Origin of the sequence: Erwinia sp. 198 (assembly GCF_003937915.1) — a bacterium.
In the GTDB taxonomy this organism is placed as follows: domain Bacteria; phylum Pseudomonadota; class Gammaproteobacteria; order Enterobacterales; family Enterobacteriaceae; genus Erwinia; species Erwinia aeris.
The window spans coordinates 108,937-121,340 of sequence record NZ_RHUM01000011.1; the positions used below are offsets into that span (position 1 = coordinate 108,937).

General features: G+C 56.8%; 12 protein-coding genes. 5 read left to right on the plus strand and 7 right to left on the minus strand.

Annotated elements, in window-relative coordinates:
- Positions 1-210 precede the first annotated feature (210 nt).
- A complete protein-coding gene (gene ydfG / locus EGK14_RS15950; protein ID WP_125290086.1) occupies positions 211-957 on the plus strand; it encodes a bifunctional NADP-dependent 3-hydroxy acid dehydrogenase/3-hydroxypropionate dehydrogenase YdfG in 747 nt (248 codons plus the stop codon).
- Between the two features lie 49 nt (positions 958-1,006).
- On the opposite strand, the gene EGK14_RS15955 is transcribed toward ydfG, so the two are convergent.
- The gene (locus EGK14_RS15955; protein WP_199746452.1) at positions 1,007-1,333 is read right to left on the minus strand and encodes a YnfA family protein; all 327 of its coding nucleotides are present in this window, start codon (positions 1,331-1,333) and stop codon (positions 1,007-1,009) included.
- A gap of 135 nt (positions 1,334-1,468) precedes the next feature.
- Here EGK14_RS15955 and EGK14_RS15960 point away from each other — a divergent pair, with 135 nt between their 5' ends.
- Entirely contained in the window at positions 1,469-1,816 is a 348-nt protein-coding gene (locus EGK14_RS15960) for a DUF1283 family protein (protein ID WP_125290143.1), read from the plus strand.
- Between the two features lie 51 nt (positions 1,817-1,867).
- Positions 1,868-2,167 (plus strand): DUF1161 domain-containing protein, encoded by a 300-nt coding sequence (locus EGK14_RS15965; protein ID WP_125290088.1) that lies wholly within the window; start codon positions 1,868-1,870, stop codon positions 2,165-2,167.
- A gap of 30 nt (positions 2,168-2,197) precedes the next feature.
- On the opposite strand, the gene EGK14_RS15970 is transcribed toward EGK14_RS15965, so the two are convergent.
- From EGK14_RS15970 to EGK14_RS15985, 4 genes are all read right to left on the minus strand, one after another.
- Positions 2,198-3,652 (minus strand): MDR family MFS transporter, encoded by a 1,455-nt coding sequence (locus tag EGK14_RS15970; protein WP_125290089.1) that lies wholly within the window; start codon positions 3,650-3,652, stop codon positions 2,198-2,200.
- 147 nt (positions 3,653-3,799) lie between these two features.
- Positions 3,800-4,471, minus strand: coding sequence for a dethiobiotin synthase (gene bioD / locus EGK14_RS15975; protein WP_125290090.1), 672 nt, complete (start codon positions 4,469-4,471; stop codon positions 3,800-3,802).
- Positions 4,472-4,602: 131 nt separating this feature from the next.
- On the minus strand, positions 4,603-5,820 hold the full coding sequence (locus tag EGK14_RS15980; protein WP_125290144.1) for an ROK family protein: 1,218 nt from the start codon (positions 5,818-5,820) through the stop codon (positions 4,603-4,605).
- A 117-nt stretch (positions 5,821-5,937) separates the two neighbouring features.
- Entirely contained in the window at positions 5,938-6,834 is an 897-nt protein-coding gene (locus EGK14_RS15985; RefSeq protein WP_125290091.1) for a LysR family transcriptional regulator, read from the minus strand.
- Positions 6,835-6,939: 105 nt separating this feature from the next.
- Here EGK14_RS15985 and EGK14_RS15990 point away from each other — a divergent pair, with 105 nt between their 5' ends.
- Entirely contained in the window at positions 6,940-8,166 is a 1,227-nt protein-coding gene (locus EGK14_RS15990; protein WP_125290145.1) for an MFS transporter, read from the plus strand.
- A 39-nt stretch (positions 8,167-8,205) separates the two neighbouring features.
- Here EGK14_RS15990 and msrA read toward each other — a convergent pair whose 3' ends face one another.
- Positions 8,206-8,736 (minus strand): peptide-methionine (S)-S-oxide reductase MsrA, encoded by a 531-nt coding sequence (gene msrA / locus EGK14_RS15995; protein WP_125290092.1) that lies wholly within the window; start codon positions 8,734-8,736, stop codon positions 8,206-8,208.
- A 393-nt stretch (positions 8,737-9,129) separates the two neighbouring features.
- On the opposite strand from msrA, the gene EGK14_RS16000 reads away from it, so the two are divergent.
- Positions 9,130-11,169: a choline transporter gene (locus EGK14_RS16000; RefSeq protein WP_125290093.1), complete on the plus strand. Its 2,040-nt coding sequence runs from the start codon at positions 9,130-9,132 to the stop codon at positions 11,167-11,169.
- A gap of 21 nt (positions 11,170-11,190) precedes the next feature.
- Here the strand turns inward: EGK14_RS16000 and EGK14_RS16005 are convergent, their stop codons facing one another.
- Entirely contained in the window at positions 11,191-12,267 is a 1,077-nt protein-coding gene (locus EGK14_RS16005; RefSeq protein ID WP_125290094.1) for an AbrB family transcriptional regulator, read from the minus strand.
- Positions 12,268-12,404 lie beyond the last annotated feature (137 nt).

The window sequence follows — 12,404 nt, forward strand, 5'->3', positions numbered from 1 at the left end:
TTGCAGAAAGCAGCAAACGATTGCCTGTCTTTTTTTTTTCTTGTGCAGCGAGCCGTTCCCCCTGCGCCATTGCACCGTTTTCTGGCGTTTTCAGGCATAACGCACCTCAATTGTGCAGCATGGCTTATCAGCCATAACCAATCCTTCTTATCAGAATCGATCTGAAGTGTTATCGTGTTGAGAATCCAAAATGCGTTGAGGAACAGTCAGATGATCGTATTTGTTACGGGTGCCACTGCCGGATTCGGCGAAAGCATTACCCGACGCTTTATCCGTGAAGGACACAAGGTAATCGCCACCGGCCGTCGTCAGGAGCGTCTGCAAACCTTGAAACAGGAGCTGGGCGATAACCTTTATACGCTACAGCTTGACGTCCGCAACCGCGCGGCCATTGAACAGGCGCTGGAGCAGCTTCCTGCCGAATGGCGCAATATCGACGTGCTGGTCAATAATGCCGGGCTGGCATTAGGCATCGAACCTGCGCATAAAGCGAGCCTGGACGACTGGGAAGCAATGATTGACACCAACAACAAGGGGCTGGTCTATATGACCCGCGCCGTGCTGCCGGCGATGGTAGAACGCAACGTGGGCCATATTATCAATCTGGGCTCGATTGCCGGCAGCTGGCCTTATGCAGGCGGCAACGTTTATGGCGCAACTAAAGCTTTCGTGCGGCAGTTCAGCCTTAATCTGCGCACCGATCTGCACGGCACCGCCCTGCGCGTGACCGATATCGAGCCGGGACTGGTGGGCGGCACCGAGTTCTCCAACGTGCGCTTTAAGGGTGATGATGCCAAAGCCGACAGCGTCTACGACGGCACCGAGCCGCTGACTGCCGAAGACGTGACCGAAGCGGTCTGGTGGGTCGCCACGCTGCCGAAGCATGTCAATATCAACACGCTGGAAATGATGCCGGTCGCGCAAACCCTGGCCGGACTGAAAGTGCATAAAGCGTAATGCGCTATCTGGCCTGGCGGCTAACTTCTGCCGGGCCTGTTCTGGTTAACTACCCTTTACCCCAACCAGCCACGATAATCAGCATCCCGCCCAGGGCAATTGCCGCGCCCGCCCAGTCGTAATGACTGAGCTTTACGCCATCCACAAAACGCAGCCACAGCAGTGCCGTCGCCACATATACGCCACCGTAGGCTGCATAGACGCGCCCGCTCGCCGCCGGATGCAGCGTCAGCAGCCAGACAAACAGCGCCAGGCTGGCTGCCGCAGGCAGCAATAGCCAGACGGCGCCCCCCCTGCGCAGCCATAGCCAGGGCAGAAAGCAGCCGACGATTTCGGCCAGCGCGGTCAGAAAAAAAAGCAGGACGGTTTTCAGCAGCATGTTTCCTCACTACAGGCTAAACGGATGCGCAAGTCGGCTGGTTAGCCTGCGCGCGCAGATGATATACTATCCGCAGCGTTCGATGCAGCCGCGCGGCTGTAAAACAGGAATAAGGAATTGATGATGACAAAAATGACTTTCTGGCAATTTACGCTGGCCCGGGCTGTGCTGCCGCTGGTTCTGTTTGGCGCGCTGGCCTCTTTTCAGCAGACAGCGGAAGCAAGAACGGACAGGCTGATTATTCAGGACGGCGACAGCTCGCTGACTAAAGAGCAGGCTCGCCAGGAGAAGGAGCAGTGGGATGAAACTCATCGGCTGCGCAGCAAAGTGAATCAGCGTGTGGAAAAGAATTTTGATAAGGCTGACCGCGCCATTGATACTCGCGACGCCTGCGAGCAGAGCCTGAACGTCAATGCTTACTGGGAGCCGAGCACATTGCGCTGCCTGGATCGCCGCAGCGGACGTCCCGTCGCGCCCTGATAGCGGATTGCTGCTATAGTTAGCGTAATTTTCAGGCAAAAGGAAAGGACGATGAAAGCGATAAAATGGCTGTTACCGGCGCTGATGATCGCCGCTCCGCTGGCTGTACAGGCTTCCTGTGAGACGGTTAAAGCGGACATTAATCAGAAAATTATCAATAACGGCGTGCCTGCTTCCGGCTTTACGCTGGACGTGGTGCCCAGCGACCAGGCCGATCAGGCTGGCGGTCAGGTGGTAGGCCATTGTGAAAACGATTCGCAAAAAATAGTCTACAAGCGTGAACGCAACGGCGATAGCGACGCCGCCGTGCCGGCCAGCGCCGGCACCTCTCAGGATGCCCCTTCTTCCTGATTGATAAGGGCCGCCTGCGCGGCCCTTTCTTTATTCCGGTTTCTTTGCCGGGATAAACCGCGCTACTGCGAGACTGGCGAAGGCGATCGCCAACGAAACGGCAAACACCCAGTGCAGCGAGCTGGCCACCTCGCCAATAACGTGCTGCAAACTCCCTTGCGATAAAGCTTCTCTCTGCGCCTGCGCCATAATCTGCTGCACCGGATCGTCGTGCTGCGGGAGCCGCTGCGCCAGGTTATAGTTCAGTACCGCACCCATAACCGCCGTGCCTGCCGCCGATCCCAGCAGGCGACTGAACATCACCGAGGCGGTACAAATGCCGCGCACTGAAAACTCCGCGCTGTTTTGCACGGCGATCAGGAAGGTGGTGCTGGTCATGCCCATACCGGTGCCAATAACGAACGCGGCGAACCCCGCGTAGCTCATGCCGCCGTCCACGTGCAGCGTCAGCAGCAGCGCCGTACCGGCAATCAGCAGCAGCGAGCCAAGCTGCGCGGTAAAACGGTAAGAGGTGCGCAGCATCAGCCTGCCGCTGAGCGTACTGGCCAGCGGCCAGCCGATCGACATCATTGCCAGCGCGCTGCCAGCCTGTAGCGGGGTGCCGCCGTTAACGCCCTGGATCCACGTGGGCAAAAATGCGCTGATGCCCATCATTGCCGCGCCGATAATCAGGTTGCCAAGGTTGCCCGCCACGATTGTCCGGCTGCGCCATATTACCAACGGGAATAGCGGCGCTGACGCCCTTTTTTCATGCCGTACCAGCATAAAAGCCGACAGTACGGCGACGCCAGACAACACAAAGGCCCAGTTGCCGAGCAGCTGTGCCTGCAGCAGCGCCGTCAGCAGCGCGCTGACCGTCAGCATCAGCCAGCCGCTGCCCGCCAGGTTAAGCTTCTGTCGTGTTTCGCCTCGCGATTCCGGAAACCAGCGCGCCAGCATCAGCATCGAAACGATCCCTACCGGCACGTTAACCCAGAACACCAGCGACCAGCTGAAATGCGCCACTATCCAGGCACCGGTCAGCGGCCCAACCACCGCCGCCACGCCCCAGACGCTGGAGAGCCAGCCCTGGATACCCGCCCGCTCTTTTGGCGAGTAGACGTCGGCGATAATAGTCGCGGTCAGCGGCATAATTGCGCCCGCGCCCAGCCCCTGGACGGCACGAAACAGGATCAGCCAGCTCATGGCAGGTGCAAAACCACACAGCACCGAGCCGAGAAGAAACAACGACGTGCCGATAAAGAAGACGCGTTTCCTTCCCCACAGATCGGCAAGCCTGCCGTAAAGGGGCACGCTGACTGCCTGAGTCAGCAGATAAACGGAAAAAACCCAGCCAAATTGTGAAAATCCGCCCAGCTCCGCCACGATGGTGGGCATGGCCGTGGCGACGATGGTCACCTCAATGGCCGCCATAAACATCGCCAGCATCGCGGCGATCAGTATCCAGTGGCGATGGCTCACCCCGGTGTGTGCTGTTTCAGTCATACCGCTCCTTAGTGTTATCCGTTCTTATTCTGGCCTGGATTGCCGCCGGATGTTTCCTGTTTGTGCGCTGGCGCGATAAAAAAACCGCCACAGCGGATGCTGCAGCGGCAGGCAGAAAAGAAAACGTAAGGGGAACGGCGGCTGTTGCTACGGCTGACGTAGCACGCTCAAATCCAGATAGCGGGCCAGCTCACGCTGTTCCGGTTTCGGCAGGTAAGGCAGCTCGCCCAGCAGCGGCGCCTGAATTTTTTGGCTCAGCACGTCGATAATTTCCGCATAGTGCGCCAGACCGGGATTGATACGGTTGGCGACCCAGCCCAACAGCGGCAGACCGTCATTCGCTATCGCCTGCGCCGTCAGCAGCGCATGGCTGATGCAGCCCAGCTTGATGCCGACCACCATCACTACCGGCAGCCGCTCGTCAACCGCCCAGGCGGAAAGCGGACGCAGATCGTTCATCAGGCTGTGCCAGCCGCCGGTGCCTTCCACGACTACGGAATCAACCTGGGCTGACAGCGCGTGCAGGCTTTCGCTCAGCTTCTGGTAATTGATAACGGCATCGCGGCTGGTGCTGATCTCATCATCCAGCAGGGTCAGCGGATTAATGGCGGAATAAGGAAGCGTAACGGAGGAGGAAGCCTGTAGCACGAGCGCATCCTTGTTGCGCGGCCCCTCACCGGTTTGCTGACTGCCTTTGGCGACGGGCTTGTAGCCAGCCACCCGCCGGCCCCCTTCGGACAGCGTCTGCAAGAGTGCGCGGCTGACCACTGTTTTACCCACTTCTGTATCGGTGCCAGTGACAAATAAACGCTTTAACATGCTCTCTCTATGCTCCGATCCTGTCGATAATTTATAAACAATAATTAACAATTAAGACGCAACATCTTAGGGTAGCGAACAGGAGTGAGGCTTGCGTTAGCGCAATCTTTTGCGTAATAAAAGGCGCGGCGTCAGCCCTGAAGAAGTTTCACCAGCAGCGTGCCGTTATAGAGCGCATCCTTAACCAGCGCGGCCCCTGGCATGGTGCCCTGGTTGTAAAACTGAGTGGGTTCGATGGCGATATGCTGGCCGTAAACCGGCAGGGACTGACGGCGTACGCAATCAGCGATGGCGGGATAAAGAATTTCGCTGGCGCGATTAAGCGGCGATCCTATTACTATTTTTTCAGGGTTAAAGAGGTTGACCATAATTGCCAGGATACGACCTACGTGGTGCCCGACGCCGGTAACAATCCCTTTCGCCAGCGGATCGCCTGCCAGCGCGGCATCGCAAAGCGACGCGGCGGTCAGCGGCTGCTGATGCAGCAGGCAGTCCGGCGCGGCCTGCATTTTTTGCGCGGCCAGCTCCAGCACGCTTTCCAGACTCGCGACCGTTTCCAGACAGCCATGATTGCCGCAGTAACACTGTTTGCCCCAGGGCTCGACCTGGGTATGACCTATCTCTACCAGCGTGCTGCTGCCGCTGTGCAGAAGGCGGCCACCGGTAATCACGCCCGCGCCGACGTTGTGATCGATAACGACCTGGATAACGTTATTAAGATCGCGTGAGGCGCCAAACAGCGCTTCCGCCATGGTCCAGGCGCAGATATCATGCTGGATATAAACCGGCAGGCCGGTACGCGCCGACAGCGCCTCGCCCAGCGGCATATCACTGACGCGGTAAAAAGGCATGCGATGCACGATGCCCTTTTGCGCATTGAGAATGCCCGGCAGCGTGATGGCGATAGCGGTTAGCCTTTCCAGTTTCTGCTGGTGGCGAATAAAGAAGGCGTCGATTTCATTAATAATACGTGACAGCAGCGGCTGCGGATCGTCAACGGGCAGCGGCCGCACCTCTTCCACCACCAGCAGGCTGCTTAAATCCCGCAGCGCCAACGTAAACTCGCCGTTGCCGATGCGGGCGGAAAGATAGTGCCAGGCCGGCGTGTCCACCACCAGGCCCACAGCCGGGCGACCGCGGCTGCCCGCTTCCTGAAACTCCGTTTCCTGCACCAGATGCGCTTCCAGCATCTCGCGCACGATTTTTGTGATGCTTGCCGGCGCCAGCTGCGCTTTTTTTGACAGGGCAATACGTGATATCGGGCCGTAGCGGTCGATCAGGCGATACACCACGCCCGCATTGGTTTGCTTGATCTGATCGATATGGCCAGGCTGACTATCGGCTATCACTTTATTTTCGCGCCTCAAAATAAATCTCTGCTCATGGTGAAACAGTTCCGCTGACTCGTCAACGCTTTGATTTTTATTGTGATTAACAGCACAAAATAATGCTTAGCCACTTGATCATTACAAATCATCGTTTCTCAACATCAGGCTCAGCATATGCTGCGTAGCGGCACTGACTTCGCCCTGCTTTTGCCACACCAGCCAGACCTCCGACAGCGCATCTTCCTCTTGCAGCTTCAGCCAGCTGAGCTGCTCCAGCCGCGCCCGGCGAAACGACGCGGGCAGGATCGAGACGCCCAGTCCGGTGGCGACCAGCCCGAGAATGGTCATCGCTTCGCCCACTTCCTGGGCAATATTGGGCCGAACGGCATAGCGCTCCAGCAGCGTCAGGGTTTCGCTGTACAGCGCTGTGCCTACCTGAGGATCAAAAAATACAAAGGGTTCAGCCGCCAGTTCGCGCAGCGAGACAGTGCCGCACCCGGCCAGACGATGCGCACAATGCACTACGGCGCAAAGCGGTTCCCGCAGCAGCAGCCGATGCTCCAGCGTGTCCGGCAGCGGCGTATTGCGCATCACGCCCAGATCCAGCCGTCCTTCATGCAGCGGGGCCAGCTGCTGGCGTGTATTAATCTCCTGCATCTGTAAATGCACGTCCGGGTAGCGCTGGCGAAAGCTGAACAGCGCGTCGGAAACCGCAGAAATAAACGGCGCGGATGAGGTAAAGCCGATCCGCAGCGTGCCCTCTTCTCCGCGATGCAGCCTGGCGGCCTTATCGGCAGCAACGGTCACGTTTTGCAGGATTTGCCGGGCGCTGACCAGAAACTGGGCGCCAGCAGGCGTAAGCCGTACGCTACGGTTGGTGCGGGCCAGCAGCCTGGCGCCAATCTGCTGCTCCAGCTGCTGGATCTGCTGGCTGAGCGGCGGCTGGGAAAGAGCAAGCCGCTGAGCGGCGCGACCGAAATGCAGCTCCTCCGCGACGGCAATAAAATAGCGTAGGTGACGAAGCTCAATATTCATATTTTAAACGTATCAATCGAGAGGATTAATAGATTATACAACCTGCTCAATGTTACATAAAATTAACATCAACTTTTCTACGTTTAAGGACAGGCAGTGAATGTTATGACCCGGCTCGTTACCGCAGAAAAAAACGTTACCCGACCCGCCGAAATTTATATTAAACGGGGCACGCCGCAGTTTATGCACGTAACGCTGGCGCTGTTTTCAGCGGGTTTAGCCACGTTTGCGCTGCTGTATTGCGTGCAGCCCATCTTGCCCATTCTGTCGCAGGCATTCGGCGTTTCGCCTGCCGCCAGCAGTATTTCCTTGTCTGTTTCTACCGGTCTGCTGGCGCTTGGCCTGCTGGTTACCGGCCCGCTTTCCGATGCGATCGGCCGTAAAAACGTTATGGTGACGGCGCTGATGCTGGCCGCGCTGTTTACGCTGCTTTCGGCAACCATGGCCAGCTGGCACGGCATTCTGCTGATGCGCGCGCTGACGGGCCTGGCGCTGAGCGGCGTGGCGGCGGTGGGAATGACCTATTTGAGCGAAGAAATCCACCCCAGCGCCATCGCCTTTTCGATGGGCCTGTATATTAGCGGTAACTCCATCGGCGGCATGAGCGGCCGCCTGTTAAGCGGCGTGATCGCCGATTTTACCAGTTGGCGGGTCGCGGTCGCGGCTATCGGCTGCTTTGCGCTGGTGGCAGCGCTGATGTTCTGGAAAATTCTGCCGCCCTCGCGCCATTTCCGCCCCGCCTCGCTAAGGCCGCGCAGCCTGCTGATCAATTTTCGGCTGCACTGGCGCGACAGTGGCCTGCCGCTGCTGTTTGCGGAAGGTTTTTTGCTGATGGGCGCGTTCGTCACGCTGTTTAACTATATCGGCTACCGGCTGCTGTCACCGCCGTGGTCGCTGAGCCAGGCGGTGGTAGGATTGCTTTCCGTGGTCTATCTCACCGGCTCCTGGAGCTCGCCGAAAGCGGGCGCAATGACCGCTAAATACGGCCGGGCCATGGTGCTGCTGGCGTCGGTGGCCATGATGCTGGCTGGCGTGCTGATTACCCTGGCGAATACCTTATGGCTGATTTTTCCTGGCATGATGCTGTTTACGGCCGGCTTTTTTGCGGCGCATTCCGTCGCCAGCGGCTGGATAGGCCCGCGCGCCAGGCGTGCCAAAGGCCAGGCCTCTTCGCTTTATCTTTTTAGCTACTACCTGGGATCGAGCCTGGCGGGTACGCTCGGCGGCGTATTCTGGCATCATTTCGGTTGGCCGGGCATTGCCGGTTTTATCACGCTGCTGCTGCTGCTGGCGCTGATAACCGGTTTCCGTCTGCACCGTAAAAAGCTGTAAAAAAAAGCGGGCTGGCTGCCCGCTTTCAGAAGTAACGCCTTATTTATTCTGGCTGGCGTAGTGCTTGCGCAGCTTCTGCAGTTTTGGCGGGATCACGGCCAGGCAATAACGGTTTTCCTGCCCTTCGCCTTCCCAATAGTTCTGATGATAATCTTCCGCCGGATACCATTCGCTGGCGCCCTCGATGGTCGTTACCACCGGCTCGGCCAGCTCCGCCTGCGCGCGCGCGATAGCCGCTTTGGCCTCCACCGCCTGAGTTTCATTCAGCGGGAAAATCGCCGAGCGGTATTGGGTTCCGATATCGTTACCCTGGCGGTTTAGCTGGGTTGGATCGTGGGTAGCGAAGCTAATATCCAGCAGCTCGCCGTAGCTGATTTTTTCCGGATCGAACCCCAGACGGATAGCTTCCGCATGGCCGGTTTCGCCCGTGCAGACCTGCTTGTATGTCGGGTTGGCAACGTGGCCGCCAATATAGCCGCTCTCTACCGATTCCACGCCGTTAATCTGTTTAAATACGGCTTCGGTACACCAGAAACAGCCACCCGCGATAATTGCATATTCAGTCATCATAATTCCTTATTTGCTCTTGCAAGCCTCGTTGATCATTGCAGCATAAGTTTTTAATTATTGCTACGCACTTCCATGCGGTCATGGTTATTAGAGTAAAAGTCAAAACCAATAACGCACAGAAACTATAAGGTCTGACGCAGTGAATTTACCGCTCGGTTATTTTTAATTGAATGCTCAATCAATAAAAACTATCATGTGGAGCTTACTTTTTAACAATTGAAGGAAGGAGACGTGGCAAACAGCTAAATAATCCAAGAAGATCAACCTGATAAACTACCTCCCCGGGCGGTTCCCCAGTGTAATTAGCGGATATGCGGCGGATGTTTCCCAGTATGCGCTAAGGCACGCTTTGTGAAAACCGGGTTTATTCTTGAGCATTTTTTCGGAGAATCTATGCCGACGACTGAAATACCCAGGAAAGATCAGCAAGACCGCATTAACCCCGTGGTCTTTTATACCTCAGCAGCGTTAATTTTGCTGTTCTCGCTTGCCACTATCTTTTTCACCGATTTATCCGATCGCTGGATAAATAATACCCTGCAGTGGGTCTCCAATACGTTCGGCTGGTATTACCTGCTGGCGGCCACCGTTTATATCGTCTTTGTGGTGCTGATCGCCGCTTCCCGTTTTGGTTCTATCAAGCTCGGCCCGGAACAGTCCAAGCCGGAATTCAGCCTGATGAGCTGGGCGGCGATGCTGTTTGCCGCCGGCATTGGTATCGATCTGATGTTCTTCTCCGTAGCGGAACCGGTCACGCAATATATGATGCCGCCGGAAGGCCAGGGGCAGACGCTGGAGGCGGCGCGACAGGCGATGGTCTGGACGCTGTTCCACTATGGTTTAACCGGTTGGGCGATGTATGCGCTGATGGGCATCGCGCTGGGCTACTTCAGCTATCGTTACGGCCTGCCGCTGACTATCCGCTCTGCGCTCTATCCTATCTTCGGTAAGCGGATCAATGGCCCTATCGGCCATTCGGTCGATATCGCGGCGGTTATCGGGACTATTTTCGGTATCGCCACCACGTTGGGGATTGGCGTGGTGCAGCTCAACTACGGTCTGAAGGTGCTGTTTGACGTGCCGGAAGGGCTGACCGCCCAGGCAGCGCTGATTGCGCTATCGGTAATTATGGCGACTATTTCCGTCACTTCCGGCGTGAATAAAGGCATCCGTTTGCTGTCGGAACTTAACGTGCTGCTGGCGCTTGGTCTGATCCTGTTCGTGCTGTGCATGGGGAACACCAGCTTCCTGCTTAATGCGCTGGTGCTCAACGTTGGCGACTACATCAACCGCTTTATGGGTATGACGCTGAACAGTTTTGCCTTCGACCGCCCTACCGAATGGATGAACAACTGGACGCTGTTCTTCTGGGCGTGGTGGGTTGCCTGGTCGCCGTTTGTCGGCCTGTTCCTGGCGCGAATTTCACGCGGCCGTACCATCCGTCAGTTTGTGGTGGGCACGCTGACCATTCCGTTTATCTTTACCCTGCTGTGGCTGTCGATTTTCGGCAACAGCGCGCTGTATGAAATTATTCACGGCAACGCCGCGCTGGCGCAGGAAACGCTGGCTCACCCGGAACGCGGCTTCTACAGCCTGCTGGCACAGTATCCTGCCTTTACCTTCAGCGCCTCTGTAGCCACCATCACTGGCCTGCTCTTTTACGTCACCTCGGCGGACTCCGGCTCGCTGGTGCTGGGCAACTTCACCTCGAAGCTGAGCGACATCAATAACGATGCGCCTAACTGGCTGCGTATTTTCTGGTCGCTGGCGATTGGCCTGTTGACGCTGGGCATGCTGATGGTTAACGGCGTGACCGCGCTACAGAAAACCACGGTGATTATGGGTCTGCCCTTCAGCTTTGTGATTTTCTTTGTGATGGCCGGTCTCTATAAGTCGCTGCGCGTGGAAGATCACCGCCGCGCCAGTACTATCGTCAGCACGCCGCCAGCGCCGGTTTCTCGCGAGGATCGCCTGAACTGGAAACAGCGTATCTCACGCGTAATGAACTATCCAGGCAGTACGCATACTAAAAAGATGCTGGATAACGTCTGTCGACCGGCGATGGAAGAAGTCGCGCTGGAGCTGGAGCGACGCGGCGCTAAGGTGCAGGTCAACGAGCTGCCGCCGCTGGAGGATGAACGCCTCAATCATCTGGAAATGGTGGTCAACCTGGGCGACGAGCAGAGCTTCCTGTATCAGATCTGGCCGCAGCGCTACTCGGTGCCGGCGTTTACCTATCGTGCCCGCAGCGGCAAGTCGGACTATTTCCGTCTGGAAACCTTCCTGCTTGAGGGGACCCAGGGCAACGATCTGATGGACTATACCAAAGAGCAGATCATCAATGACATTCTCGACCAGTACGAGCGTCATCTGACCTTCCTGCATATTCATCGGGAAGCGCCGGGCAGCACCATGCCTTTCCCGGAAGCCTGATAAAAGACCAGGGCCGGACTTTTAGTCCGGCTTTTTTTTGCCCGTCATTTGCCGCGCACCTGCCCGCTTCGCTAACCATTTAGCTAAAAGCGGCCCGGTAAGCAGCACCACCATAAAACGCCCGGTTTGCATGGCCATAACAAAGGAAAGATCGACATGGCTGGACGCGGCAATAATGGCTACGGAGTCGGCGCCGCCGGGACTGGTTGCCAGGTAAGCGGTTAAAGGATCGATACCGGCGAAACGTACCAGTAAAAAAGCCAGCCCGCAGCAAACGGCCACCAGGCTAAATATCGCCAGCAGCAGACGCGGCAGCGCCTTCGCCGCATAGATAAGGATAGCGCGATTGAAGCGCAGACCGATGCTCCAGCCAATCAAAGCATATGCCGTCATCAGTAAAACAGGCGGTAATTCCAGTTTTACCCAGTGGGTATTTTGCACCAGTAATCCGCCAGCCAGCGAAATTAATAAAGCGCCCGCTGGCAGTTTTAACAGGCGGCTAATTCCCACGCAGGCCGCAATCACTAATAAAGTGGCGCCGAACGCGGGCCATTCCACTGGTTGAATAATGGTAAACGCTGAACCTGATGACGCTGTTGGCGAAGGCGCCCAGATACGTGCGATCAAGGTAGCCAGCACCGCGACAATAACCACACGCAGATATTGCATAAAAGCGACCAGCCGCACATCGGCATCATAATTTTCCGCCATCAGCGTCATTGCTGCAGCGGCGCCGGGCGACGATCCCCATATTGCCGTTGATCCTGGCAACACCTGCCAGCGGGTTAACAGCCATCCCGACAACGCGCTGGCGATAATAACGGAGAAAATAGTCGCGCCGAACAGCGGCCAGTTTGCGGCTATTTCTGTAAATATTGAGGGCGGCATGGCGCGGGCGATCATACACCCCACCACGCCCTGCGCTAAATAAAAAAGCGGTCTGGCAATGATCACCGGTTTATCGCGAGCGGCAAAGACAATCGCCACCAGCATGGGGCCAAGCAGCAGCGCGGCCGGCAGCCGTAGCTGCTCAAGAAGGCTTACGACAAGCGCAGACAACAAAATCAGAGCGGGCCAGCGAAAAAAAGAGGCGTGCATTAATTTATCCTGCTGAAACAGATAATTTTATCCTGGCACATCAAAACAAACCCTACCAGCACCGCTGGTTATTACCTGCGCGGCCTATAAAGCTTTAATCCTTTGTTTTAAAGCTACGGGGTAGCTGCGTGTAATAG